The sequence below is a fragment of the Paenirhodobacter sp. genome, assembly GCF_041916475.1.
In the GTDB taxonomy this organism is placed as follows: domain Bacteria; phylum Pseudomonadota; class Alphaproteobacteria; order Rhodobacterales; family Rhodobacteraceae; genus Rhodobacter.
In genome coordinates this window covers 18,218-42,664 of the sequence record NZ_JAYRZN010000018.1, presented here as the reverse complement: position 1 = coordinate 42,664, position 24,447 = coordinate 18,218, and the positions used below count along the sequence as shown (strand labels likewise).

Here is a 24,447-nt window from a genome sequence, read left to right as displayed (position 1 = left end):
CGGGGCTCTGGCCCCGGACCCCATTCGGGGAGGTCCGCGCCAAGGGCCACGATTGACCCCGCATCCGGTTCCGCTATCCTGCGACCGAGAAGAACCGAGACAGGACCCGGATGACCGCTCTCAAGCAATACGAGAGGCTCGAGGCGCTTGGCATCTGGCGGGAAAGCCCGGATGCGCAGCGGCGGGAAGTCATCTGTTCGTTCGGCGATGCCACGCTGGTGATTTTCGATGGCAAATCCAGCCGGCCGCTGGCGCATTGGTCGCTTGCGGCGCTGGTGCGGCGCAATCCGGGCAAGCAGCCGGCGATCTATGCCCCTTCGGAGGAGCAGGGCGAGGATATCGAGATCGAGGATCGCGACATGGTGGCCGCGATCGAGAAGCTGCAGGCGGCGCTGGAGGCCGGGCGCCCGCATCCGGGGCGGCTGCGGGCGCTGCTGACCTGGGGGGCCGCGGGGATGGTGCTGGTGGCGATTGCCTGGGGCCTTCCGGGCGCGCTGGTGGAGCAGACTGCGCGGGTGACCCCGGCGGCGAAGCGCAGCGAGATCGGCCATGCGATTCTGGCCGATCTGGCGCGGAGCACGGGCACGCCCTGCCATTCCACCGCCGGGGATGCCGCGCTCACGGTGCTCTCGGAGCGGCTGCCCGGGCAGCGGCAGATCCTGATCCTGCCGCGGGGGCCCGCACCGGGGCTGCAGCTGCCGGGGCAGATCGTGGCGGTGAACCGCAGCACGATTGCCGATGCGCAAACGCCCGAGGTGATTGCCGGGGCGGTGCTGGCCACCGAACTGGCGGGCCAGGGCGCGGAGCCGTTGCTCGGGTTCCTGCGGTGGGCGGGCCCGATGGCGGCGGCGCGGCTGCTGGTGACCGGCGATCTGCCCGAGGGCAGCGAACAGGGCTATGGCAAGGAATTGCTCGACCATCCCGATCCGGCGCCCGATACCGATGCGCTGCTAGGCGCCTTCGCCGCCGCGGGGATTTCCTCCACCCCCTATGCCTATGCGCTCGATCCCTCCGGCGAGGGCGTTTTGGCCCTGATCGAAGGGGATCCGCTGCGCAGCCGCCCCGCCACGCGGCAGATCCTCGATGAAGCGCAATGGATCTCGCTGCAGGACATCTGCAACTAGACGCATCGGCCGAAGCAGGGAGCAGGATGGACTACCCGCGCGGAGAGGACCTGGACGAGCTGACCGCCTTGTTCGCGCTGGCGGAGGAAGGCTCCTTCACCGCTGCGGGGCGCGCGCTCGGGCGCCATTCCTCCATCATCAGCAAGCGGATCGCCGCGCTGGAGGCACGGATCGGCGTTCGTCTGGTGGAGCGCACCACCCGGCAGATGCGCCTGACCGAGGCCGGCCTGGCCCTCGCGCAGGACTATGCCCAGGCCACGGGCCAGATCGCCGCAGCACAGGAGGCCGCTGCACGCGGCGCGGCGCAGATCCGCGGGCGGCTGCGCATTGCCCTGCCCGCGGCCATGGGCCGGATGTGGATCGCCCCGGCCCTGCCCCGGCTTCTTGCGCGCCATCCGGAGCTGAGCCTCGAGCTGAATTTCAGCGAGACCTTCGTGGACATGATCGGCGAGGGCTATGATGCCGCGTTGCGGATCGGCGCGCTGAAGGACAGCCGCCTTTCGGCGCGCAAGCTCGCCGATCACCGCCGGATCCTGACCGCCGCGCCGGAATATGCCGCGCGGCATGGCCTGCCGCAGGCGCCCGCCGAACTGGCGCAGCATCCCTGCCTGGAGTTCACCGGCTTCGCCGCCTATCCGGTGTGGCGGCTGTCGGACGGACGCGCGACAGAGACGGTGGCGCCGCATGGGCCGATGCGCTCGAACGACAGCCAGGCACTGCTGGAGGCCGCGCGCGCGGGGCTCGGGATCCTCGGCGCCGGCGAATGGCTGACCGCGCCAGACGTGGCGGCCGGGCGGCTGGTACGGGTGCTGCCCGGATGGTCCTTCGATATCGAGGGCGGGATCTATCTGGTGCGGCCTTCGGCGCGCTACCCCGCCCCCCGCACAGAGGCCTTCCTGCGCTGGATGACCGAGCTGTTCCAGCCCGGCCCGCCATGGCAAGGGCCCTGAAGGCTCAGGGGATCAAAACGATGGTGCCGCCCGCGCGGCCCTCCTCCAGCCCCTGATGCGCCTGTGCCGCCTGCCCGAGCGGAAGGCGCTGCGCGATTTCGGTGCGGATCACCCCGGCGCTGAGCGCGGCGAAGACCTCCTGCGCGCGGGCGTGATATTCCCCGAGATCGGTGATGTGATGGGCAAGGCCCGGGCGCGTGAGGAACAGCGACCCCTTGGCATTGAGCGTCCCGACCGGCACCGGATCCGGCGCGCCGGAGGAGGCGCCGATCGAGACCATCATCCCGCGCGGGCGCAGGCAATCGAGCGAAGCCGCAAATGTATCGCGCCCGATGCCATCATAGACGACATCGGCCCGCGCGCCGCCGGTGAGCCGGGCCACCTCCGCCGCCAGATCCACCGCGCCCCAGACCAGCACATGCTGGCACCCGGCCGCTTCGGCGCGCGCGATGCTTTGCGGCTTCGAGACCACCCCGATGACGGTCGCGCCGAGATGGTGCGACCAGCGCGCCAGGATCTGCCCGAGGCCGCCCACCGCGCCATAGATCAGCACCACCTTGCCCGGGCCGACCGGATAGGTGGAACGCAGCAGGTACTGCGCCGTCAGCCCCTTGAAGAACACCGCAGCCGCCGCCTCGGCGTCGATTGCCGAGGGCAGCTTCACCAGCCGTTCGGCAGGATAGATCCGCCCGCTGGCATAGGCGCCGAGCGGGCCGAGCGCATAGACCACACGATCACCCACCGCGACATTATCGACCCCGGCGCCGATCTCCGCCACACGCCCCGCGGCCTCCAAGCCAAGGCCGCCCGGCAGCGGGATCGGCGCCGCCCCGCGCCGCTGCATGACATCGAGGTAATTGACCCCGACCGCCTCCTGCTCCAGCCAGACCTCCCCCGGCCCGGGCGCAAGGCGCGCCACCTCCACCCGGTGCAGAACCGCAGGATCACCGGCCTGATCCAGGCGCATGGCATAAGGCATCGCAACTCTCCCTCCTGGCCGGGCATCGGCGCCCGGGCAAACGACTGTGACAATCCTCCACAGCTGCGCCCATCACATCAATACGCGCCGTACGCAGGATATTTATGCGCTATGTGCAGCAATGATCATGGCGGGGCCACGACCTCAGCCACGAAGGCGGGCCGGTAGCCTGTGCCGAGGCGGCCGATTTGGCCGGCGCTCAGCTGATCTTGAAATGCAGGCGCGCCTGATCCGAGCGGTAGTAGGCGATGTAATGCTCCACCGGGACCGCGTTCCCACCCGTAGACACGGATTCGATCCGCAGGATCGGCGTGCCCTCCGCCACCCGCAGCATCGCGGCAATGTCGTCGCGGGCGGGCACCGCCTCGATCCAGCGTTCGGCCTCGCGGATACTGAGCCCATAGCGTTGGCTCAGCGTGGCATAGAGCGACTTGTCGTGCATGTGCAGCTCGGTGAAGCCCGGCACATCGGCCGCGCGCAGCTGGGTATAGACCATCAGCCGCGGCACGCCATCGACCATTAGCAGCCGGTCGAATTCCACCACCTTGTCGCGCGGGCCGAGCTGCAGCACCTCGGCCTCGTGATCGGTGGGCGCGCGCAGCCGCTGCGACAGGACGATGCGCAGGATCACATCGTCGCGCCCGAGGAAATCCCGGCTGAAGGAGATGTTGCTGCCGACGAAATCCTGCGCCTCGCGGGTGTCGGAGACGAAAGAGCCCTTCCCCTGCAGCTTGTAGACCCGGCCATCCACCACGAGCTGGTTCAGCGCCTCGCGGACCACGGTCCGCGACACGCCGAATTCGGCGCAGAGCTCGGCCTCCGAGGGCAGGCGGCTGTGCGGCGGCATGCCGCCATCGGCAATCCGCGCGAGCAGGCTGTCGCGCAGCTGGACCCAGAGCGGGGGCCCGTTGCGGTCGAGCGGCACTCCCGCCTCCTGCGCCGGATCCTCGGGCGCGGAAATTTCCGGGGCGGGATCATCCCGAAGCTGTGGCTCGGATGTCATGGCGTGGCAATTCCTTCAGGCAAATGCGCGTGCGATGTCGGCTATCGAGCACCTCCGCCAGATGGTCCAGCTCTTCGGAGAGCCGCGCCTCGGACCAGCCCAGCGTCTGCGCCGCGATACGCCCCAATGCGGCAATTCCCGCCTCCGTCGCAAGCCCCTCAAATGCGACAAGCGTACGGCGCAGCACAAGATCGTCAAGCCTTTCAACGCGCTCGTTGCGGCACAGCCAGGCGATCTCCTGCTCCCAATAGCCGGGCAGAGCCGGGATCGGGCGCGGCGCACCGGCCAGCGCATCGGCGATGACGAGCGCCGTCATGCCATAGCGGGCCAGCAGCACCTCGGCCTCCGCCACCGGCAGGCCCGAGCGGCGGGAAATATCGCGCAGCACCCGGCCGCGGCCCTCCGTATCGCGCGGCAGGCCGCGGCCGCCGCCGATCTGCATCTGCAGCGTGGTGCAGCGCCGCGCCACCCCGATCCGCGACAGAACCGCATCCGCGATCTGCGCGGCACAGGCGCGATAGGTCGTCCATTTGCCGCCGACCAGCGTGAGCACGGGAAACGGGCGGGTGGCATCGGGTTCGAACGCCCGCAGGCTGTGATCGCGGCTGATCGCGCCGGTCGCTCCCGATACGGTGCGCGGTAGCGGCCGCACTCCGCAGAAGGTGAAGATGATATCGCTGCGCAGGGGGGCCGCGCCGGGCAGCACCTCCTCCAGCACCTTGAACAGGTAGTCGATCTCCTCATCGGTGCAGCGGGCGCCATCGGCCGTATCGCAGCGCAGGTCCGTGGTGCCGAGAATTACTTTGCCGCCATCCAGCCGGTAGATCAGGCAGGCGCGGAAATCCGAGGTCTCGAAATAGATCATGCTGTCATCGAGCTGCGCCGCCAGGTCGGGCCGGTCCAGCACCAGATGCGAGCCCCGCGTGCCCCCCACCAGCCGCTCCGGTATGCCGAGGCAATTGTCCACCCCGTCGATCCAGGCGCCGGCGCAGTTCACCACCAGCCGCGGGCGCAGCGCCAGCGTGGCGCCGCCGATCCGGTCCGACAGGAGCACCCGGTCGCCCTCGACGCCGGTCACCTCCATATGGGTCAGCGCCATGCTGCCCGGGCAATCGGCCTCGGCATCGGCCGCAACCTCCATCGTCAGCCGCTCCGGCGAGGAAATCCGGGCGTCGTAATACTCGAGCACCGCCGCCACACGCGGCGCAAGCAGCGGAAAGCGGCGCCGCGCCTCCGGCATCGCAATCGCCCGGTGCCGCGGCATGCTGCGCAGATGGTCTCCGAACCGGTCGAAGATCCAGAGCCCGAAGCGAACGACCAGCGCCCCCTTCGCCCCCGGATCGCGCTTCAGCTTCAGGAACCGCAGCCCCGCCGCCAGCGCCCCGCCCGTCCAGCTGAAGACCGGGATCCAGACCGGGATCGGGCGCACCTGATGGGCCGCGTTCAGCAGCAGCTGGTTCCGCTCCTCGACCGATTCGCGCACCAGCGAGAATTCCCCGGTTTCCAGATAGCGCAGCCCGCCATGGATCAGCCGCGAGGGCGCAGAGCTGGTTCCAGCGGCGAAATCCTGACGCTCGACCAGAATCGCCTCCACCCCCTGCGCCGCCAGATCGCGCAAAAGCCCGACCCCGTTGATGCCGCCGCCGACGATCAGGATCTTGCCGTCCCCGGCGCCGGCCCTGAGCGCCGCCATCAGTTCGTCCCGTTGCCTCATGATCATCCTCCCCCGGATCACGCACAGGCTAAGCATTCCAACTTATAATTACAAGTTAGCAGTTATGATTACTCCATACGGCCAAATTTCGCAGCTGCAGAACGATTATTATGCGAATGCACCAAGAATATTACCGGTTGACAGGGCCAATTCTTTCCGTGTTCATCAACATATCATTACAGGTTGGCTCAACGCTTGGGAGGGCGTTCAGCCTGGCGATGGCGCGGCGAACACCGCGAGGGAGGAGAAACAATGGCCAAGCTGTTTATCGGCGTGGATGCCGGTGGCACCATGGTGAAGGTCGCGGCCTTCGACGCCGAGGGGCATGAGCTCGGATGCGAGCATCGCCCCAATCCGATGACATTTCCACATCCCGGCTGGACCGAGCGGGACCCGGATGCGATGTGGCGCAATGCTGCCGCCGCGATACGCGACCTGCTGGAGCGGATGGCGATCGACCCGGCCGATGTGGCGGCCGTGACGGCTTCGGGCTATGGCGCGGGGATTTTCCTCCTGGACCGCGCCGGGCGGCCGGTGCGCCCCGCGCTCGGCTCCACCGACAGCCGCGCCGCCGATCTGATTGCGCGCTGGCGGCGCAGCGGGCTCGCGACCGAGCTCCCCTTCGCGGTGAGCCAGGGCGTCTGGACCGGACAGACCTCCGTCCTCCTCGCCTGGTTCCAGGAGAATGAACCCGAGGTCGCCGAGCGCACCGCCCATGTGCTGAGCTGCAAGGATTTTCTCACCTACCGGCTCAGCGGTACGATTTCGACAGACCCGACGGATGCAGGCTGCGCCGGCGTGCTGGACCTGGAGCGCGGCTGCTATGCGGCCGATGCGCTGCGCGAGGCCGGGCTGCGGCGCTGGCTGGACAAGCTCTCGCCGATCGGCGCGGCGGGCGAGCTGGTGGGCAAGATCACCCCCGAGGCTGCGGCCCTCACCGGCCTGCGCACGGGCACGCCGGTCGCACGCGGGGTCTATGATGTGGTCGGCTGTTCGCTGGCCTCGGGCTTCACCGGCACCGATCAGCTGGGCGTGGTGGCGGGCACCTTCAGCATCAATTCGACCCTGCACCCGATCCCCTGCCTCGACCCGATGCCGACGCTGCAATCGCCCTATCCGGGCGCGCCGGGGCATTATATCGCCACCATCGCCACCCCGACCTCGGCCTCGAATCTGGAATGGCTGTGCCGCACCATGCTGGCCGCGGAGGCCGAACGCGCGCTGCGCGCCGGGCGCTCCATCTATGACATCTGCAGCGAGCTGGTGGCCGAGGGCATGGAGCGCGAGAGCGATGCGATGTTCCTGCCCTATCTGTTCGGCGGGCCCGACGGGGCGCCGGGCGCGCTGTTCGGGCTCACCGCCGGCTCGAGCCTCGGCGATGTGCTGCGCGCGGTGTTCGAAGGCATCGTCTTCGCCCATCGCACCGATATCGATTACCTGCTCGGCGGCGGCTCCTCGGCGCAGCCCAAACAGGTGCTGCTGGCGGGCGGGCCCTCGAAGAGCCATGTCTGGTCGCAGATGTTCTGCGATGTGATCGGCCTGCCGCTGACCGTGGCCGAGGGCTCCGAATTCGGCGCCAAGGGGGCCGCCATCTGCGGCGCCGTCGCCACCGGCGCCGCCCCCGACATTCCCACCGCCATTGCCCAGATGACCCGCGTCGCGCGCAGCTATACGCCGCGCACCGAGCGCCTGAGCCGGATCGACCGCCAGTACGACCGCTACCGGCGGATGTCGCGCCAGCTCTCCGATGCCTGGATGCCCGCCGGGCCCGAACCGTCGCCCTCCTGTTTCGCGGGGGCGCAGGCATGACCATCCGCCTGGAAAATGTCGGGCGCAGCGTCGACGGGGCCATGCATCTGGCCGGGATCGACCTGGTGCTGGAGCCCGGCCAGCTCTATGTGCTGTTCGGCCGGACCCATGCCGGCAAGACCAGCCTGCTGCGGGTCCTGGCCGGGCTCGATCGCCCGAGCGAGGGCCGGATGACGGAAAACGGCGCCGACCTGAGCGCGGTGCCGGTGCCGAAGCGCAATGTTGCCTTCGTCTACCAGCAGTTCGTGAACTACCCCTCCTTCCCGGTGCGCGAGAACATCGCAGCCCCCCTGCGCCGCAAGGGCCTGCCTGCGGAGGAGATCACCCGCCGGGTCGCCGATGTGGCGCGCCGGGTGCAGCTGGAGCCGTTCCTCGACCGGCTGCCGGGTCAGCTCTCGGGCGGGCAGCAGCAGCGCCTGGCCATCGCCCGGGCGCTGGCGCGCGAGGCCTCGCTGATGCTGTTCGACGAGCCTCTGGTGAACCTCGATTACAAGCTCCGCGAGGGCCTGCGCGAGGAGCTGCGCGGCCTGTTCCGCCAGGGCCGCCAGACGGTGGTCTATGCCACGACCGAGCCTGAGGAGGCGCTGCAGATGGGCGGCACCACCATCGTGCTGCATGAGGGCCGCGTGGTGCAGCAGGGCCCGGCGCATGAAATCTACCGCAAGCCGCAGTCCACCCTGGTGGCCGCGATCTTCTCGGAGCCGCCGATGAACCTGATCCCCGCGCGCATCGAGGATGGCCGGCTGCGCATCGGCGCGCTCTCGGTGCCGCGCCCCGCGCATGTGCCCGCGGGCCTGCAGGGAGACTGCCGCATCGGGCTGCAGCCGCACCGGATCCGGTGCGCGGAGAGCCCCGGCGCGATCCGCCTCAATGGGGAAATGCTGCTGGCCGAGGTCGACGGCTCCTCCACCTTCGCGCATTTCGCAGCCGAGGGGCACCCCTGGATCGCCCGGATCGAGGGCGTCCACGCCCTGCCCCCCGGCACTGCCTTCGCAGGCCATGTGGACCCGCGCGACCTCTATGTTTTCGCTCCCGATGGGGCATTGGTGGCGCCCGCGGCCACCGGAGGGGCTCACCATGGCTGAGATCACCATTTCCGCCCTGCGCCATTCCTATGATGGCGATCTGTCGGACCGCTCGCGGCTGGCGCTGAAGGGGATCGATCATGTCTGGCGCGATGGCGGCGCCTATGCGCTGCTCGGGCCTTCGGGCTGCGGCAAGTCCTCCATGCTGAACATCATCTCCGGGCTGGTGCGGCCCACCGCCGGGCGGATCCTGTTCGACGGGCGCGACGTGACGGACCTGCGCCCCGAAGAGCGCAACATCGCCCATCCGCGACAGCACCGTGCGCCATGAAAGCTTCACCAAGCGCGCGCCGGAACTGGGCGGGCTGATCGAGTTCTACCGCTCGCCCGCCCGCGTGGCCTGGACGCCCACCGGCGTGAACGTGCCCGATTATCCGAAGCTCGCGCAGCTGTGGTGGTCCAATATCTCCACCGCGATCTCGGGCGAGACCTCGGTGCAGGAGGCGCTGAACAACCTCGCCGAGGCACAGGACAAGGTCATGGAGCGGCTGGAGCGCGCCAATGTGCAGAAGGTCTGCGGGCCGAAGCTGAACAAGAAGGAATCGGCCGAGTACTGGTTCGCGAAATCCGAGAAGGACGGCAATCTCGCGCCGCAGCGCAAGCTCGCCGACGAGAAGCCGCAAGGCGAGACCGTCGCCTATGAGGACCTGCTGGCCGCCTGGGCGGCGGGCAAGGTCAAGCCCTGATGCAACCCGCGCCGGGGCTCCGGCCCCGGCGCATCCCCCTCACGAAAGGAGAGAGCTATGCCCCACATGGGCGATTTGGTGGCCGAGATGCTGGCGAAATCCGGTGTCGACGTGGTGTTCGGAATGCCCGGAGGGCAGACGACCGCCCTGCATGACGGGATCTCGCGGCGCTCGAACAGGATCCGGCATGTGCTGATGCGCGACGAGAGAAACGCCGCCTATGCCGCCGATGCCTATGCGCGGCTGACCGGCAAGCCCGGCGTGTGCGACGTGACGGTGGGCCCGGGCGCGAACCTGCTGCCTGCGGGGTTCCTCGAGGCGCTGAATGCCTCGATCCCGATGGTGGGCATCATCGGCGAGCTGCCGCTCGACTGGCTGGCGCTGAAGGAAAAGGGCATCGCGAGCCAGGGTTTCGACCAGCTCTCCTTCTTCAAGACCTGCACCAAGGCCGCCTGGCAGGTGCCCTCGGCGGCGGCGCTGCCCGATATCCTGCGCACGGCCTTCCGCGTGGCCACCTCGCCGCGCCCCGGCCCGGTGGCGGTGATCATCCCGCATGACATTTTCGATGCCGACTGGGACGGCGTGACCCCGCCCCCCACGGTGGACGACCGCACCATCCGCATCCCCTATCTGCGCTCGACCGCGCCCGCGGCCGATATCGCCGCGGCCGCAGCGCTGATCCGGCGGGCAAAGCGGCCCGCGCTCGTCTGTGGCGGCGGCGTGCATGGCGCCGATGCCTGCGCCGAGGTGACCGCCTTCGCCGATGCGATGAACGGGCTGGTGGTCAGCTCCCTCTCCGGCAAGGGATCGGTGCCCGAAACCCGGCCCTATGCCGCGGGCGTGCTCAACCCGCTCGGTTCCTGGGCCGCGATCGAGCTGATCCAGGAGGCCGATCTGGTGATCTGGTGCGGCTCCAAGGTCAGCCAGAACACCGGCATGAACTGGACCCTGCCCCGCCCCGAACAGGCCACGATCACGATCGACTTCGACCCGCTGGAACATGGCCGCACCTTCCGGCCGACGGTGCCGCTCCTGGGCGATGTGCGCGAGATCATCACCGCGCTTGGCGGCGCCATGGGCACAGCGCCCGCGCGGCCGGAGTGGATGCAGCGCATCGCCGAGGTGAAGGCCGAGGGCGAGCGCCAGAAGGCGGTGGAAATCGCGGCCGATACCGCGCCCATCCAGCCGCCGCGGGTCATGGCGGAGCTCGCGAAGCGGATCGGGCCCGAGGATATCGTGGTCTCGGATGCCTCCTTCTCCGCCGGCTGGATCGCGGGCTACATCCCGGCGAAGCAGCCCGGGCGGCAGTTCCTGTTCGCGCGCGGCCAGGGTGGGCTCGGCTATTCGGTGCCGGGCGCGATCGGCGCCGCCGAAACCCGGCCCGGGACGCGGATCGTCACCGTGGCGGGCGACGGCGCCTTCTCCTATACCGTGGGCGAGCTTGCGACCCAGGCGCAGTTCAGCCAGCGCGTGGTGAACGTGGTGCTGAACAACGGCAAGCTCGGCTGGATCCAGCTCTGGCAGGAGATCTTCTTCAAGAACGTACAGTCGGCCGTGCTGGAGACGGAAAGCGTGCAGCCGAGCTTCGCGGCGGCGGCGCAGGCTCTCGGGCTGCGCGGCTTCTCGGTGGAGCGTCCCGAGGATATCGGCCCCGCGCTCGACGCGGCCTTCGCCCATGACGGCCCCTCGGTCGTGGAAGTGCGCATCGACGACCGGGCGACGCCGATCCACTCGTTCAAGCGCCGGATGCGCGAGGGCGCCGACACCCCGCGCCCGCGCCCCGGCACGGTGTACAAGCTGCGCGACTGGAAGGTCTCGCCGCAGCTGGTGGAAGACCCGGCCGAATGACCCCCTGCCGCATCCGGCCCCGGCCGGGTGCGGCGCCCCTAGCGCAGGACATAGGCCACCGGCACCGGCGCCGCGGGCAGATCGGTATCGCCGAGCGCACCGCGCAGGGTGATTTCCACCCCTGTGGCATAGGCGCCGATGGGCAGGTCGTTCGCCTGCAGGCCGAACGGCTCCTCCAGCTCCTCGCCGAGCGCATCCAGCCCGAAGAACGTATAGGACACCAGCGCGGTGAGCAGCGGCGTGAGCCAGCCCAGCACATCGGCGAAACCGAACGGCAGCACGAAGCAGAACAGATAGGCCGTGCGGTGCAGCAACAGCGTATAGGCGAAGGGCAAGGGCGTGTTGGCGAGCCGCTCGCAGCCGACCAGCGCCTGCGAGAGCCGCAGCAGGCTGTCGTGCAGGGCCATGGCTTCGGGAACGCTCAGCCGCCCGGCCCGCTCCAGCCCCGCCAGCACCCGCGCGGCCTCGAGCAGCGCCGCATCGGCACTGGCCTCCACGCCCAGCCCGCGCAGCTGCCGCTCCGCCCGATGGGCGAAGGCGACCACCGGGAGGACCAGCGCGCGCCGCTCGGGGGCGCCTTCCAGCATCACGCTCTGGCGCAGGATGTCGCGCGCGGTCTGGATGATCTGGCCCCAGAGCCTGCGCGCCTCCCACCAGCGGTCATAGCTCGCATTGTTGCGAAAGCTCAGGAAGATGGAGAGCGCGATCCCGATCAGCGCGAAGGGCGCGGAATTCACGTCGGGCACCAGCCCGGGGCTCAGCCGGTGCAGCAGCACCACCGCCGCGGAGAGGAGCCCCACGCCCAGCACCTGCGGCCAGACCACCCGCAGCACCGAGCCGCGGATGATGAAGAACAGCCGCAGGGCATTTGGTTTCTCTCGGACGATCATCTGGGCCTTCCCGGTCACTGTATGGCGCGCAGGATAGCACGCCACGGGCGGGTGGCCAGCCGCTGACCGGAAGGTCACCCTGCTGTCACATAACGCGCCTAGAAGTCCGGCGCAGGGGCGGCATGCCCCACGACATTCACATGAGGCTTCCATGCGTACGATCCTCGCCGCCCTTGCGGCCAGCACGATGATGACCGGCATTGCCGGCGCCGCCGACATCTACCCGATGGACCGCGCGACGCTGCTCGAGCGCTCCCCCTTCGACTTCAAGGTGGAGCTGAGCGGCGTTCATGCGGAAGGCGACGTCTCTGTCACCATCAACGGCAAGCCCTATGCCGAAGTCTTCGGCAAGCCCGCGCAATTCGTGGCGGAGGAAAAGGGCAAGGAAGACAAGGTCCTCGGCTCCGCGCTGATCCTGCGCGACGTGGCACTGGCGGCGCCCGGCACCTACACGGTCGAGGTCAAGGCCGGCGACGAGACGAAGACGGCGATCTGGGAAGTCTATGGCACTGGCGCGGCGCCCAAGGCGCGCAACATCATCTTCATCGTCGGCGACGGCCTCTCGGTCGCGCATCGCACGGCCGCGCGGCTGATGGCGCATGGCATGAGCGCGGGCAAGACCAACGGCCGCCTGGCGATGGACGACCTCGACCACATGGCCTTCATCGGCACCTCCTCCACCCATTCGATCGCGACCGATTCCGCCAATACGATGTCGGCCTACATGACCGGGCACAAGGCGCGGGTGAATGCGCTCGGCGTCTATGCCGACCGCACGCCGGCGAGCCTCGACGACCCGAAGGTCGAGACCATGGCCGAGGCGCTGCGCCGCACCACGGCGAAATCCATCGGCATCGTCTCCACCGCCGAAATCGAGGACGCCACCCCGGCCGCCGTCGTCTCCCATACCCGCAAGCGCGGCGACAAGGCCGATATCGTCGGCATGATCTATGCGGCGAAGCCCGAAGTGGTGCTGGGCGGCGGCTCGGCCTATTTTCTGAAATCCGACGTCCCGGGCTCGAAGCGCAAGGACGACAAGGATTACATCCAGCTGTTCCGCGACGCGGGCTATGACGTGGCCTCCACCGCGACCGAGCTGAAGGCCAAGGCCGGCAGCAACAGCGAGCGCCTGCTCGGCCTGTTCCACACCGGCAACATGGATGTCTGGGTGGACCGGCACGAGCTGAAGAAGGGCACCGTGGGCAAATTCCCGGACCAGCCCGACCTGGTGGACATGACCAATGTCGCGCTGGAGCGGCTCTCGAAGAACCCCGAGGGCTTCTTCCTGATGGTCGAGGGCGCCTCGATCGACAAGATGTCGCATCCGATGGACTGGGACCGCGCGATGATGGACACGATCGAGCTCGATCACGTCGTGGCGGCGGCGCGCGATTTCGCCGCGAAGAACCCCGATACCCTGATCGTGCTGACCGGCGATCATACCCATGGCGTCTCGGTGATCGGCACCATCGACACCCAGAAGCCCGGCGACGACATGCGCGAGAAGGTCGGCGTCTATGACGATGCGGGCTTCCCGGACTATGCCGATGCCGATGGCGATGGCTACCCGGACCGGATCGACGTGAAGCGGCCGCTCGCGATCTTCGCCTCCAACTTCCCGGATTATTACGAAACCTGGGGCCCGAAGATGGATGGCCCGTTCGTCCCCTCGATCCAGGGGCCGGATGGCAAATATGTGGCGAACGAAGCCTACAAGGACGTCCCCGGCGCGGTGCTGCGCACCGGCAACCTGCCGCGCGAGAACGATACCGCCGTGCATGCGGTGGATGATGTCGTGCTGCAGGCCACGGGCCCCGGCGCCGAAGCCTTCAAGGGCTATATGGAGCAGTCGGACGTCTACAAGGTTCTGGCCGATGTCTTCGCGCTCGGTGCGGCGAAGAAGTGACCGAAACGGCCTGCCCGGCGCTCCCGGGCAGGCCAGCTCCCGAAGGAGGGGACGATGCGCATCACGATCACCCGCAGGCTGTGCCTCGCCGCTTTGCCGCTGATGGCGGTGCGCCCTGCCCTCGCGGCCCCCGCCGAGCTGAGCTTCGGCGAGCTTTACAGCGCCTTCAGCGCGCTCGGGCTGCAGTTTTCGGAAAAGGTGCAGCGCCTGACCGGCCAGCAGGTCGGCATCCAGGGCTTCATGGCCCCGCCCCTGAAGGCCGAGGCGCAGTTCTTCGTGCTCACGGAAATTCCGATGGCGCTCTGCCCGTTCTGCTCCACCGATGCCGACTGGCCGGACAATATCCTCGTGGTCTATCTGGACCGCAAGCAGACCTTCACCGACCCGAACCAGCCCATCCGCGCCCATGGCCTGCTGGAGCGCGGCTCCTGGACAGACCCGGACACAGGCTTCGTCAGCCAGCTGCGCCTGCGTGGCGCGCGGTTCGAAACGCTCTGATGCCCGCGCTGCAGCTTTCAGGCATCGAGATGGCCTTTCCCGGCCTCGATGCCCCCGCCCTCAGCATCCCCGCGCTCAACGTCCCGGCCGGGGCGCAGGTGGCTGTGGCAGGCCCATCGGGCTCCGGCAAATCGACGCTTGTCAATGTGATCACCGGGCTGGAGCGGCCCGGCCGGGGCCGCGTGCTCTGGGGCGGGCAGGATATCGCCACCCTCTCCGAGCCCGCGCGCGACCGCTGGCGCGGCGCGCATATCGGCCTCGTGATGCAGGATTTCCACCTGTTCCCCGGGCTGTCGGCGCTTGAGAACGTGCTGCTGCCGGCGCGGCTTGCGCGGGTGGCGGACCGGGCGCTGGAGGCGCGGGCCGCGGCGCTTCTGGCCGAGGTCGGGCTCGCGCGCCCGTCGCAGCGGATAGAGACCCTGTCGCGCGGCGAGATGCAGCGCACCGCCGTGGCCCGGGCGCTGCTGCGTGCGCCCGGGGTGATCGTCGCGGATGAGCCCACGGCCAGCCTCGATACCACCAACGCCGCCGCGATCGGCGATCTGCTGATCCGCATGGCCGCGCGCAGCGGCGCAACGCTGATCGTCGTCTCGCATGATCCGGCGCTCCTCGCGCGGCTGCCGCGGCAGATCGTGCTGCGCGGCGGAACCGTGGCCGAAGACCGCGCGGAGGCCGCCTGATGCTGCGCTTCATCATGGCGGATCTGCGCCGGGTGTGGATGGGGGCGCTGGTGGTCGTGCTGCTGGTGGCGCTGGCGGTGGCGCTCGGGCTGGGCGTGAGCTTGCAGGAGCGCGCGCTGCGGCTCGGCTCCGCCCGCGCCTCGGAGAAATTCGATCTGGTGATCGGCGCGCGCGGCAGCGAGACGCAGCTCGTCCTCTCCACCGTTTTCCTGCAGCCCGCCGCGCTGCCGCTGGTGCCGGGCGCCGTGCTGGAGGCGCTGGAGCACGACCCCCGCGTGGCCTGGGCGGCCCCCGTGGGCTTTGGCGATTTCTACCGCGGCCATCCGCTGATCGGCACCACGGCGCAGCTGGTGGCGGCGACCGCGCCGGGGCTGAGCGCGGGGCGCATGTTCGCGGCCGAATACGAGGCGGTGGTGGGCGCGCAGGTCGATCTGCCCCCCGGTGCGGAAATCACGCCGACCCATGGCGAAGTGACCCGCGGCGGCCATGCGCATGAGGGCGTGAACTACACGGTCACCGGCCGGCTGAAGCCCACCGGCACGCCTTGGGACCGCGCCATTCTGGTGCCCATCGAGGCGGTCTGGCATGTGCACGGGATGGGCGGGCATCCGGACGCGGATGGCGGGGGCAGCCCAGAACACGCACCCGGAGCGGGCGGGCAGCCAGACGCCGAGGCCGCAGAACCCGGCGTCCCGGCGATCCTGGTGAAGCCGAAGTCCATCGCCGATGCCTATCGCCTGCGCCAGGAATACCGGGCAAACCCGGAGACGCTCGCGGTCTTCCCGGCCGAGGTGCTGACCGGGCTCTATGCACTGATGGGCGATGCGCGGCAGGTGCTGGCGGCAGTGGCGGCGGGTGCGCAGGGGCTGGTTGCGGCGGCGCTGGTGCTGGTCACGGCGGTGCATATCGGCCAGAGGCGGCGCCAGATCGGCGCGCTCCGGGCGCTCGGGGCGCCGCGCGGCGCGATCTTCGCGCTGGTCTGGACGGAGCTTTTCGCGCTGGTGCTCTGCGGGATCGGGCTCGGGGTTGCGGGCGGCTTCGGCGCGGCCCTCATGCTCTCGCAGATGATCGCGGCGCGGCAGGGCTTTGCACTGCCCGTATCCTTCGCGCCCGCGGATTTTCTGGCGCTCGGAGGCCTTGCCGGGCTTGCGGCCGTGCTGGCCGCCCTGCCCGCCTGGCTCGCCTATCGCCAGCCCGCTGCTGCCGGGCTGCGTGGCTGATCAGGGCCGCGCCAGCGCCAGCGCCTTGTTGCGGTAGCGGCGGTCCTCGGTGACCTCGCGCCCGAACCAAGCCAGCGGCACGAAGGCCTCCGCCGCCGCCACGGAGGCGAATTCGACCTCCACCAGCATCAGCGGCGCCAGATGCCCTTCGAAGACATCGAGCTCGAACCGGCTGCCATCCGGCAGCAGCCCGGTGTGGCGGGTTTTCTCCACCCGGCGGCCTTCCGTCGCGGGCCAGAGCGTCTCGAACTGCGCAGCCGCGATCGGGATCTCATATTCCGCTCGCACCAGCCCACCCTCGGATTTCACCGTCAGGAACCAGGCCGCACCGCTCTGGCGCAGCCGCAGCTCCACGGAATCCGCGGCATCGGTCACATAGCCCTGCCGGATCGGCACCGCCTCCATCGCGATGGCAGGCCACTCAGCCACCAGAAACTTGCGCTCGATCTCCATTACCGTGCCACCCGCGCCATGAGTTCGTCGAACACCGCCTGGCAGGCCCGCCCCGCCACGCTGTTGGGCGCCGTGGCCAGCACCGGCGCCCGGTTCACCCCCATCCGCTCCACTTCGGAGGCGAAGGGCACCTGCGCTGAGAGCAGCCGCTTCCCATGCGCCGCCAGCATCTGCGCGATGACCTCGCCATGCAGGCTCTTGCTGCCTTGCACCATGGAGAAGAACCCGTGGATCTTCTTCGCAGGCAGCTCGTGCTCTGCGAAGAACTCCAGCAGCTGCTCGAAGGTGCGCTGCGAGAGCGTCGTCGGGATCACTGGCACCAGCACCGCATCCGCCGCCCGGAACACGTTCTCCGAGAGCATGGAGATGTTGGGCGGGCAATCGAGCACGATCAGGTCGTAATCGCCCTTCACCGCCTTCAGTGCCTTCTTCAGCCGCGAGCGGCCATCCTTCATCCGCGACAGAAACACGTCGAAATCGCGAAAGCTCATGTTGGCGGGCAGGATGTCGAGGTTCTCGTAGTCGCTGGCGCGGATCGCGCGGGTCAGGCGCTCCTCGTCCTCGAAGAACCGCGCCTCGGTCAGCTTTTTCGAAGGCTTGACCCGGAAATAGAACCCCGATGCCCCCTGCGGATCGAGGTCGCACAGAAGCGTCCGCCGCCCGGAGGCCGCCGCCGCATAGGCGACGTTCACGGCCGTGGCGGTCTTGCCGACGCCGCCCTTGTTGGAATAGCAGGCGATGATCTGCATCACGGTTCCTTGCCGTCCTGGGAGAGGGCCGCGAAACGGCGCCGCATCCGGTCATTGGTGAAGCGGGCAAAGGCCTCGGCGAGATGCCCGCGCTCCTCCTGCTGGCGCCGGTCCAGCGCCGCAATCAGCGCCCCTGCCGCCTGCGCAATCTCCATCCGGTGCGGCACCGCACCGAGCTCCGCCACGAAGGCCTGCAGCGTCGCCTGCTGCACCGCGCAATCATTGAACAGCCCGAGGCTGTCCTGCAACCGTTTCATCGGCTTCAGAACCGCCTCCATCTGCGCGCGCGCGAAAACCGGGGCGAAGAATTCCAGCAGGTAGCGCAGCTTCTTGCAGGCGATCCGCAGGCTGTGGATCTCCGCATCGGGGGTCTCGGGGTCGATCCGCTCTGCCCCCCGGCAGATGCCGCGATAACGCTTGCGGATCAGCATCGCCGCAAGGTCATGCGCGGTGCGCGTGGCGTTCGGCCCCTGGATGAGCCGGTGGCGCTTCGCAAAGAGCTTCGCCAGCGCGCGGATCTCCTTGTCGTAGCGGCCGGTCTGCAGATGGTTCGCGAGCCGCGCATGCTCCGCCTCGCGCGTCTGGCGGATCAGCGCGAACATGTGCTCCAGCCCGCCCTGCAGCGTGGCCGGCACCATCGCGGCGAAGGCCTCATGCTCCAGGATCTGCACGTCCAGATCGCGCACCCGGCCGGTCTGCGCCATCAGCGCCGCGAACCGCGCCTTCAGCGCCTCCGTCTGCGCCGGGTCGTACACATCCTTGAACAGGCTCAGCACCGAGCGGATCTTGCGCAGGGCAATCCGGTAATCATGCAGGAATTCGGTATCCAGATCCTCGATCACGCCGGGCTCGTTCGCCCGCGCGACGGGGATATAGCTCGCGATCAGGTCGGTCGCGGCATCGAAGGCCGTCTCCTCGCGCCCGAGCGGCACCACCGGCTTCGCGATGTAATCCGTGCTGGACGGGTCGATCATCCGATAGAGGTTGCCCGCCGAAAGCGGCACCCCGCCCAAGGCCTGAAGCCGCGCCACAAGCTCCGCGCGCGCCGCATCATAGCCGCGCAGCCCCTGCGGCGTGACCAGCACGACCGCAGCCCCCCGGACCGGCTCCAGCAGGCGCAGCTCGGCCCGCACCCGGGTCTTGCCCTCGTCGTCGATCAGGGCCAGACGGCCGCCCTGCACCTTGCCCGAAGCCACCGTGAGCAGCGCGCGCAACGGCGACAGATCCGAGAGCGCCGCCCGCACCGGCCCCTGCGTGAAGCCCGCCAAGAAGCGCGCATCCGGCGCCGCGCGCTGGCGCAGCACCCGGCCATCGGGCATCAGCAGCACGGCCTGATCGCCCGCCTCGATCAGCAGCCGCCGGCTGCGCCGCAGGCTTTGCTCGAAGCAATCGCGCAGCACGAAAATCGGGCTGCCCTCCGCCCAGTCCAGCACCGGGCGCAGCCCCGACGAGGCATCGCCCGCCAGCCCCGCCAGCTTCGCCGCCGGGAGATAGAACGTTCCGCTCTCGTGGCTCATTCCCGTGGCTCTCGCGGCTGGCTCAGATAGTCCTCGACGAGCATCTCGATGATCTTCTGGAGGCTCGTCTCCTCTTCGGCTGCACGGATCTTCAACGCCTTCAGCGTCTTGCCGGGCAGGCGCAGCGAGGTGTTCTTCTTCTCGCCGTCGCCCTTGTCTTTCTTGGCTTTCTTGTCTTTCGGCATGCCGCACCCCAATATTTTGACGTCATGATGTCACAACATTGGGCGGAGCGCAAACAGCCCGGCTCAGGCCTCGCTGCGCCAGCTCTGCAACGGGCGCAACTGCGGGGTTTTCTTGGCCATGTGCTGGCTCATCCGATCGAGCAGCTGATCGAGCTCGGCCAGCGCCTCGAACAGGTAGGGCCCCTTGTTCAGCATGACGCATTCGGCCCGCGCGGCCATCGCCGCATCGGTCATCTCGCCGCGCGAGGGCACCCCGGTCTTGAGATAGCTCTCGAGCACCTGCGTCGCCCAGATCACCGGCACCTGCGCCGCCTCGCAGAGCCACAGGATCTCCTCCTGCATCTCCGCCAGCCGCGCGAAGCCGATCTCCACCGCCAGATCGCCGCGCGCGATCATCACCGCCGTCGGCTGCTGCCCCGCCGCCCGCACGATCAGATCGGGCAGGTTGCGCACCGCGCGCAGGGTCTCGATCTTCAGCACGAGGCCGAGCGTCTGCCAGTCCGCCCGCTCCGCCGCCAGCACCTCCTGCAGCTGCGCCACATCCTCGGGCGTCTGCACGAAGGAAAACTCGATCCCGTCCGCATGCTGCGCGGCAAAGCGCAGCGCCTCGCGGTCCTCCGCGGTCAGGGCCGCGATCTCGAAATCGGTGTCGGGGAAATTGATACCCTTCTCGGGCTTGAGCCGGTAGCCCTTGTCGTCGGGACCGATCTCCACATGCACCACCGCCCCCCAGGGCGCGCAGGACAGGACGCGGGTGCAAAGCTTGCCATCGTCGATGAAGATCCGGTGCCCCGGCTGCACCGCTGCCAGCGCCTCGGGCAGCGTGCATTCCACGGCGGGCATCTGCGCGGGCATCTTGTCCAGCATCCCCGGCAGCGCGATCGCCAGATCGTCGCCCCGCGCCACCCGCTTCAGCCCCTTGGTCTCGCGCAGCGGGCCGGTCCGGATCTTCGGCCCGGCCAGGTCCATCATCACCCGCATCCGGGTGCCGGTGCGCTCGGCCGCCCGCCCGACATTGGCGATCATCCGGCCCCAGGCCTCGGCCTCGTCATGGGCGCAGTTGATCCGCACCGCCTCCACGCCCTGCGCCGCCAGCCGCTCCACGAATTCCGGCGCCTCCGCCGCCTGCGCGGGCAGCGTGACCATCATCCGCACCGCGCCGTGGTGCAGAAGCGGGCCGAGCATCCCCTCGGCGCGCGCCGCGATCCGGGCTTCGCCAGCGAAGAATTCATCGGTGAGCGCAACCGGCTGCGGGGCACTGCCCGCCGCGCGCAAAAGCATGTCGCGCACCGCATCGAGCGCGGGCATCACCCGGCCCTCGACCCGCCCGAGCGACGACAGCCCCGCCCGCATCAGCCGCCGTTGCAGCGGGCGGATATCGTGATGCCGGAGCGCCAGATAATGCGCGAAATTGCGCCCGCTCGGCACGAAATCCGGCCGCTGGATCCAGCCCGCCCAGCGTGCGAGCGCGGGCTCGGCATCGCGCCCGATCGCGGCACGCAGGGTTTCGATCTCGCCAAGCAGCTCACCGAGGGGGGAAGGTTGCATCGTCGCTCTCCGCTTTTCACGGCAGCGATACCCCCGGCGCATGACAAGGATATGACCTGCCCGGCCTCACCCGGGAAGGGCCACGCCGCTCACGGCCCCGACATCACTGACAGCTCCATATCGTGGATCGTGGTCCGCATGACACTGTCATCGACCCGGATCAGCCCCTCGCGCGGGCGGCGGATCTCCACGACGGAATACATCACCGCGCAGAGGAACAGCGCGAAGGCGATGTCGCGCCAGGTCAGCGCCTGCCCCATCAGCCCGGTGCGGTTGCCCATGATGAACAGCGTGGCGATCGCCCCGAAGAACAGCATCTGCTGCGTGAAGGTGGTGACGGGCGCCGACAGCGACGAAACCCGATAGGTATGCGCATAAATCACCTCGTTCATCGCGCCGGCGACGAAGGCCTGGATCGGGGCCTCCACGCCCGCGGTCGCTGCGCGCGTGGCCGGCCAGAGCGCGGCCTGCGCGGAGAGCGTCCGCTCCAGGAACCTGCGGGTATCGCCGCGCCCGCCAAACACCTCGTTCTCGGGCACGACCCGCGTCTGGGCATAGGCCAGCAGCGCCCTGCGCAGCTCGCTCCGCCCCGGCTCCGGCAGATAATCTGCGCGCACGAACGCCGTGCCGATGGCCGCGGATTCGCTGGCGATCGCCTCCTTGATCTTCTGCGAGACCGTCAGCGCATTGCCGAAACTGAAGGCGAGCAGAAGGCCCAGCAGGGCCTGGAACGCCGCCTGCGTCGTATCGCTCATCGCCGGGCCCACCGTGCGTCCCTGCGCCGCAAGCCGGCGCTGCCGCCCCATGCCGATCCGGTTGCCCAGCACGAGCGCCCCCGGCAGGCAGATCACCAGCAGGATGCTGATCGTGGTGAGGCTGAGTTCGGAAAGGGTTATCCTGTCGTAAAAGGCAGCAGAGGTTTCAATGGTCATTTCTGTTCACGAACACTGGATTGAAATGTGTCGCGGCACCTGCCCGCAGCCCGCGCCTTGCCGGGCCGGAAGCGCGGCACGGGCCCAGGGGCGGGGATGGCCATGGACGCAGGCAAAGAGATCATGACGGTTCCGGGGCAATCGGGCCTGCAATCGGCCCCCGAAGGTTCCGCTCTCGGCCCCGTTCCGTCAAGACGCGATTGCCCTGCCTGCGCATCACATCGTAGAAGGTTTCGATCTCAGATAATCCGTGCTCCCTGGCCTCCGGCCCGCGCTGCGGGGGAGTGAACTCGCGTGGTATTCCATGGAATGCCGAATGCGCTGCCAGCGGGCAAAGACAAAATGCCGCGCCGAGATGGCGCACATTTTCAATTACTTTCAATGCCATGAATGGATATTCGCAGGGCGGGCATGGTCGCCCCTTTGCCAGCCTGGCGCGGCGGTGGTCAGGCTGTTTCCGCCTGCGCCAGATGCGGCGCCGCGGCAATCACCGCCTGGCCGAAAGCCAGCCCGCCATCGTTCGCCGGCACCTGGCGCGGGGCCAGCACCGTCAGCCCCTCCAGCTCACGCAGCATCAGCCGCAGCAGCAGCGCATTCTGAAAGCAGCCGCCCGAAAGCGCCACCGCCGCCGCCTCGCCGCGCGCCACCATCGCGCGCGCGGGGGCCGCGAAGGCCCGCGCCAGCCCGGCATGGAACAGCGTCGCCGCCCTGGCCGGATCCGGCTCCCCGAGCAGCGCCCGCAGCATCGGCGCCGGGTCCAGATCCGGGCCGAAATCGTAGCCCGGCGCATCCGTCATCCCGGCCAGCGCCTCCAGCCGCATCGCGGCCTCGCCCTCGTAGCTCTGCCGCAGCGGCGACAGGCCCAGCACCGCCGCCACCGCATCGAAGAGCCGCCCCACGGAGGAGGAGGCCACCGTATTCACCCCCGCCGCCGCCATCCGCCGCAAGGTCTCGCGCGGGGCATCGGGGAACAGCGCATCGGCCTGCGCGCCAAGGCCCGCCTGATCCAGCCGCATCAGCGCATTGCGCCAGGGCTCGGCCTGCGCCCGGTCCCCTCCGGGGAGCGGGGCGGGGCGCAGGAAGGCGCGGCGCTCGAAGCCCAGATAATCGCCAAGCAGGATCTCGCCGCCCCAGACCGTGCCATCTGTGCCGAGGCCGAGCCCGTCGAGCACGACACCCACCACCTTGCCGCCCGCGCGCGGCCAGAGGTTTTCCGCCATGGCCGCGGCCATATGGGCATGGTGGTGCTGCACGCGTTCGAGCGGCAGGCCGCTGGCCTCGGCCCGCGCCGTAGCCCGGAACCCGGGGTGCAGATCGCAGGCAGCTATCTCCGGCCGGTGATCGAACAGTGCCGCGCAGTCGCCAAGCGCGCGCTCGTATTCCGCCGCCGTCAGCGCATCGTCCAGATCGCCCAGATGATGCGAGAGCATCGCCTGGCCGTTCTTCAGCCGGCAGATCGCCGCCTTCATCTGCCCGCCGAAGGCGAGCACCTGCGGCGCGCCCTCGAACCCTGGCGGCAGCGGCAGCGTGCCCGGCACCCGCCCGCGCGCGCGGCGCAGCACCATCGGCGGATCGGCACGCTCGACCCCGTCATCGAGCCGCCGGGCGATCTCGCGGTCATGCATCACGAAGCCGTCGGCGAAACCCGCGAGCTTCGCGCGCGCCTCGGCGTTGCCGATCACCTGCGGCGCGCCCGAGAGATTGCCCGAGGTCATCACCAGCATGCCGCCGAAGGCCGCGAGCAGCAGATGGTGCAGCGGCGTATAGGGCAGCATCACGCCGAGTTCGCGCATCCCGGGCGCGACCGCTTCGGGCAGGGTCCCGCGCGCGGGCACCAGAACCACCGGCGCCGCCGGGCTGCGCAGGAGCTGCCAGCAGGCCTCCGTCGGCCGGGCATGGGCCGCGATCATCGCCGCATCGCCCATCAGCGCGAAGGGCTTGGCCGGGCGGCGCTTGCGCGCGCGCAACAGCGCAACCGCATCGGCATTCGCCGCATCGCAGGCCAGATGGAACCCGCCGATGCCGCGGATGGCCACCACCCGCCCCGCCCTCAGCGCCGCCGCCGCAAGCGCCACCGCATCGCCCGGCATCGGGCCGCCCGCCTCCTCGTACCACAGCCCCGGCCCGCAGGCCGGGCAGGCGATCGGCTGGGCATGAAAGCGGCGGTCCGCCGGATCGGCATATTCCGCCGCGCAGGCCGCGCACATGGCAAAGCCCGCCATGCTGGTGCGCGCCCGGTCATAGGGCAGGCCGTTCAGGATAGAAAAGCGCGGCCCGCAATGGGTGCAGTTGGTGAAGGCATAGCCCTGCCGCCGGCCAGGGGCGAAAATCTCGGCGCGGCAGGCGGGGCAGGTCGCAGCATCGGGCGTGACCCGGGTTTCGGCGCCCTGCCCCTCGCTGGGGGCGATGTGAAACCCTTCGGGCAGCTCGGCGAACGGATCGCCCGGCAGCACCTCCACCGCATCCACCCGCGCCAGCAGCGGCGCCCGCTCGCGCAGCGCGCGCAAGAACTCCTCGGGCGCAGCGCCCGCGAGCCGGATCAGCACCCCTTCGGGATCGTTCAGCACCTCGCCCCGCAGCCCCGCTTCGCGCGCCAGCTGCCACACGAAGGGCCGGAAGCCCACGCCCTGCACCTGCCCGCGGATCCTGATCGTCACCCCCCGCATCGCGC

At 69.5% G+C, this 24,447-nt stretch carries 20 protein-coding genes and 2 pseudogenes; 11 read left to right on the top strand and 11 right to left on the bottom strand.

Annotated elements, in window-relative coordinates:
* The first annotated feature begins 110 nt into the window (after nt 1–110).
* Both ACOMG5_RS09440 and ACOMG5_RS09435 read left to right on the top strand, forming a co-directional pair.
* Nucleotides 111–1,124, top strand: a complete 1,014-nt coding sequence (locus ACOMG5_RS09440) for a hypothetical protein (RefSeq protein WP_420343547.1) — start codon at nt 111–113, stop codon at nt 1,122–1,124.
* Between the two features lie 26 nt (nt 1,125–1,150).
* Nucleotides 1,151–2,074 (top strand): LysR family transcriptional regulator, encoded by a 924-nt coding sequence (locus ACOMG5_RS09435; RefSeq protein ID WP_420343546.1) that lies wholly within the window; start codon nt 1,151–1,153, stop codon nt 2,072–2,074.
* Between the two features lie 4 nt (nt 2,075–2,078).
* On the opposite strand, the gene ACOMG5_RS09430 is transcribed toward ACOMG5_RS09435, so the two are convergent.
* From ACOMG5_RS09430 to ACOMG5_RS09420, 3 genes are all read right to left on the bottom strand, one after another.
* Nucleotides 2,079–3,053: a quinone oxidoreductase family protein gene (locus ACOMG5_RS09430; RefSeq protein ID WP_420343545.1), complete on the bottom strand. Its 975-nt coding sequence runs from the start codon at nt 3,051–3,053 to the stop codon at nt 2,079–2,081.
* Nucleotides 3,054–3,252: 199 nt separating this feature from the next.
* Complete coding sequence (locus ACOMG5_RS09425; RefSeq protein WP_420343544.1) at nt 3,253–3,978, bottom strand: GntR family transcriptional regulator; 726 nt, start codon at nt 3,976–3,978, stop codon at nt 3,253–3,255.
* A 49-nt stretch (nt 3,979–4,027) separates the two neighbouring features.
* Nucleotides 4,028–5,770 (bottom strand): glycerol-3-phosphate dehydrogenase/oxidase, encoded by a 1,743-nt coding sequence (locus ACOMG5_RS09420; protein WP_420343543.1) that lies wholly within the window; start codon nt 5,768–5,770, stop codon nt 4,028–4,030.
* Nucleotides 5,771–6,022: 252 nt separating this feature from the next.
* Between ACOMG5_RS09420 and ACOMG5_RS09415 the strand changes: the two genes are divergently transcribed.
* From ACOMG5_RS09415 to ACOMG5_RS09395, 5 genes and pseudogenes are all read left to right on the top strand, one after another.
* Nucleotides 6,023–7,579, top strand: a complete 1,557-nt coding sequence (locus tag ACOMG5_RS09415) for an FGGY-family carbohydrate kinase (protein ID WP_420343542.1) — start codon at nt 6,023–6,025, stop codon at nt 7,577–7,579.
* The gene (locus ACOMG5_RS09410) at nt 7,576–8,664 is read left to right on the top strand and encodes an ABC transporter ATP-binding protein (RefSeq protein ID WP_420343541.1); all 1,089 of its coding nucleotides are present in this window, start codon (nt 7,576–7,578) and stop codon (nt 8,662–8,664) included. The genes ACOMG5_RS09415 and ACOMG5_RS09410 overlap by 4 nt, the downstream gene beginning before the upstream one ends.
* Nucleotides 8,657–8,908 (top strand): annotated as a pseudogene (locus ACOMG5_RS09405) (ATP-binding cassette domain-containing protein); the annotation flags it as partial. The gene ACOMG5_RS09410 and the pseudogene ACOMG5_RS09405, both read left to right, overlap by 8 nt.
* 1 nt (nt 8,909) lies before the next feature.
* Nucleotides 8,910–9,350: pseudogene (locus ACOMG5_RS09400) on the top strand (carbohydrate ABC transporter substrate-binding protein); the annotation flags it as partial.
* A gap of 57 nt (nt 9,351–9,407) precedes the next feature.
* On the top strand, nt 9,408–11,198 hold the full coding sequence (locus tag ACOMG5_RS09395; RefSeq protein ID WP_420343540.1) for a thiamine pyrophosphate-binding protein: 1,791 nt from the start codon (nt 9,408–9,410) through the stop codon (nt 11,196–11,198).
* Nucleotides 11,199–11,236: 38 nt separating this feature from the next.
* Here the strand turns inward: ACOMG5_RS09395 and ACOMG5_RS09390 are convergent, their stop codons facing one another.
* Nucleotides 11,237–12,088, bottom strand: a complete 852-nt coding sequence (locus tag ACOMG5_RS09390; protein ID WP_420343539.1) for a bestrophin family protein — start codon at nt 12,086–12,088, stop codon at nt 11,237–11,239.
* A gap of 151 nt (nt 12,089–12,239) precedes the next feature.
* On the opposite strand from ACOMG5_RS09390, the gene ACOMG5_RS09385 reads away from it, so the two are divergent.
* Genes ACOMG5_RS09385 through ACOMG5_RS09370 form a run of 4 tightly spaced genes read left to right on the top strand, consistent with a single transcriptional unit; the run spans nt 12,240 to nt 16,392 of the window.
* Nucleotides 12,240–13,994 (top strand): alkaline phosphatase, encoded by a 1,755-nt coding sequence (locus ACOMG5_RS09385; RefSeq protein WP_420343538.1) that lies wholly within the window; start codon nt 12,240–12,242, stop codon nt 13,992–13,994.
* A gap of 54 nt (nt 13,995–14,048) precedes the next feature.
* The gene (locus ACOMG5_RS09380; protein WP_420343537.1) at nt 14,049–14,492 is read left to right on the top strand and encodes a hypothetical protein; all 444 of its coding nucleotides are present in this window, start codon (nt 14,049–14,051) and stop codon (nt 14,490–14,492) included.
* The gene (locus ACOMG5_RS09375) at nt 14,492–15,172 is read left to right on the top strand and encodes an ABC transporter ATP-binding protein (protein ID WP_420343536.1); all 681 of its coding nucleotides are present in this window, start codon (nt 14,492–14,494) and stop codon (nt 15,170–15,172) included. Before ACOMG5_RS09380 ends, ACOMG5_RS09375 begins: the two co-directional genes overlap by 1 nt.
* Complete coding sequence (locus ACOMG5_RS09370) at nt 15,172–16,392, top strand: ABC transporter permease (protein WP_420343535.1); 1,221 nt, start codon at nt 15,172–15,174, stop codon at nt 16,390–16,392. The genes ACOMG5_RS09375 and ACOMG5_RS09370 overlap by 1 nt, the downstream gene beginning before the upstream one ends.
* Here ACOMG5_RS09370 and ACOMG5_RS09365 read toward each other — a convergent pair whose 3' ends face one another.
* The 7 genes from ACOMG5_RS09365 to hypF form a co-directional block, all read right to left on the bottom strand.
* On the bottom strand, nt 16,393–16,845 hold the full coding sequence (locus ACOMG5_RS09365) for a CYTH domain-containing protein (protein ID WP_420343534.1): 453 nt from the start codon (nt 16,843–16,845) through the stop codon (nt 16,393–16,395).
* Nucleotides 16,845–17,594 (bottom strand): ParA family protein, encoded by a 750-nt coding sequence (locus ACOMG5_RS09360; RefSeq protein ID WP_420343533.1) that lies wholly within the window; start codon nt 17,592–17,594, stop codon nt 16,845–16,847. Before ACOMG5_RS09360 ends, ACOMG5_RS09365 begins: the two co-directional genes overlap by 1 nt.
* Nucleotides 17,594–19,111, bottom strand: coding sequence for a CHAD domain-containing protein (locus ACOMG5_RS09355; protein WP_420343532.1), 1,518 nt, complete (start codon nt 19,109–19,111; stop codon nt 17,594–17,596). Before ACOMG5_RS09355 ends, ACOMG5_RS09360 begins: the two co-directional genes overlap by 1 nt.
* The gene (locus tag ACOMG5_RS09350) at nt 19,108–19,296 is read right to left on the bottom strand and encodes a hypothetical protein (RefSeq protein WP_420343531.1); all 189 of its coding nucleotides are present in this window, start codon (nt 19,294–19,296) and stop codon (nt 19,108–19,110) included. The genes ACOMG5_RS09355 and ACOMG5_RS09350 overlap by 4 nt, the downstream gene beginning before the upstream one ends.
* Nucleotides 19,297–19,359: 63 nt before the next feature.
* Nucleotides 19,360–20,844, bottom strand: coding sequence for a pyruvate kinase (locus tag ACOMG5_RS09345; RefSeq protein ID WP_420343530.1), 1,485 nt, complete (start codon nt 20,842–20,844; stop codon nt 19,360–19,362).
* An 89-nt stretch (nt 20,845–20,933) separates the two neighbouring features.
* Nucleotides 20,934–21,776, bottom strand: coding sequence for a hypothetical protein (locus tag ACOMG5_RS09340; RefSeq protein ID WP_420343529.1), 843 nt, complete (start codon nt 21,774–21,776; stop codon nt 20,934–20,936).
* Nucleotides 21,777–22,222: 446 nt separating this feature from the next.
* Nucleotides 22,223–24,442 (bottom strand): carbamoyltransferase HypF, encoded by a 2,220-nt coding sequence (gene hypF, locus ACOMG5_RS09335; RefSeq protein WP_420343528.1) that lies wholly within the window; start codon nt 24,440–24,442, stop codon nt 22,223–22,225.
* Nucleotides 24,443–24,447: the final 5 nt, after the last annotated feature.

What these genes read in the sequence shown, in the direction of transcription:
- ACOMG5_RS09415 (WP_420343542.1), top strand. Translation starts at nt 6,023, where the DNA reads ATGGCCAAGCTGTTTATCGGCGTGGATGCCGGTGGCACCATGGTGAAG.
- ACOMG5_RS09420 (WP_420343543.1), bottom strand. Translation starts at nt 5,770, where the DNA reads ATGAGGCAACGGGACGAACTGATGGCGGCGCTCAGGGCCGGCGCCGGG.
- ACOMG5_RS09440 (WP_420343547.1), top strand. Translation starts at nt 111, where the DNA reads ATGACCGCTCTCAAGCAATACGAGAGGCTCGAGGCGCTTGGCATCTGG.
- ACOMG5_RS09370 (WP_420343535.1), top strand. Translation starts at nt 15,172, where the DNA reads ATGCTGCGCTTCATCATGGCGGATCTGCGCCGGGTGTGGATGGGGGCG.
- ACOMG5_RS09390 (WP_420343539.1), bottom strand. Translation starts at nt 12,088, where the DNA reads ATGATCGTCCGAGAGAAACCAAATGCCCTGCGGCTGTTCTTCATCATC.
- ACOMG5_RS09355 (WP_420343532.1), bottom strand. Translation starts at nt 19,111, where the DNA reads ATGAGCCACGAGAGCGGAACGTTCTATCTCCCGGCGGCGAAGCTGGCG.
- ACOMG5_RS09340 (WP_420343529.1), bottom strand. Translation starts at nt 21,776, where the DNA reads ATGACCATTGAAACCTCTGCTGCCTTTTACGACAGGATAACCCTTTCC.
- ACOMG5_RS09365 (WP_420343534.1), bottom strand. Translation starts at nt 16,845, where the DNA reads ATGGAGATCGAGCGCAAGTTTCTGGTGGCTGAGTGGCCTGCCATCGCG.
- ACOMG5_RS09385 (WP_420343538.1), top strand. Translation starts at nt 12,240, where the DNA reads ATGCGTACGATCCTCGCCGCCCTTGCGGCCAGCACGATGATGACCGGC.
- ACOMG5_RS09380 (WP_420343537.1), top strand. Translation starts at nt 14,049, where the DNA reads ATGCGCATCACGATCACCCGCAGGCTGTGCCTCGCCGCTTTGCCGCTG.
- ACOMG5_RS09350 (WP_420343531.1), bottom strand. Translation starts at nt 19,296, where the DNA reads ATGCCGAAAGACAAGAAAGCCAAGAAAGACAAGGGCGACGGCGAGAAG.
- ACOMG5_RS09395 (WP_420343540.1), top strand. Translation starts at nt 9,408, where the DNA reads ATGCCCCACATGGGCGATTTGGTGGCCGAGATGCTGGCGAAATCCGGT.
- ACOMG5_RS09430 (WP_420343545.1), bottom strand. Translation starts at nt 3,053, where the DNA reads ATGCCTTATGCCATGCGCCTGGATCAGGCCGGTGATCCTGCGGTTCTG.
- ACOMG5_RS09345 (WP_420343530.1), bottom strand. Translation starts at nt 20,844, where the DNA reads ATGCAACCTTCCCCCCTCGGTGAGCTGCTTGGCGAGATCGAAACCCTG.
- ACOMG5_RS09375 (WP_420343536.1), top strand. Translation starts at nt 14,492, where the DNA reads ATGCCCGCGCTGCAGCTTTCAGGCATCGAGATGGCCTTTCCCGGCCTC.
- ACOMG5_RS09360 (WP_420343533.1), bottom strand. Translation starts at nt 17,594, where the DNA reads ATGCAGATCATCGCCTGCTATTCCAACAAGGGCGGCGTCGGCAAGACC.
- hypF (WP_420343528.1), bottom strand. Translation starts at nt 24,442, where the DNA reads ATGCGGGGGGTGACGATCAGGATCCGCGGGCAGGTGCAGGGCGTGGGC.
- ACOMG5_RS09410 (WP_420343541.1), top strand. Translation starts at nt 7,576, where the DNA reads ATGACCATCCGCCTGGAAAATGTCGGGCGCAGCGTCGACGGGGCCATG.
- ACOMG5_RS09435 (WP_420343546.1), top strand. Translation starts at nt 1,151, where the DNA reads ATGGACTACCCGCGCGGAGAGGACCTGGACGAGCTGACCGCCTTGTTC.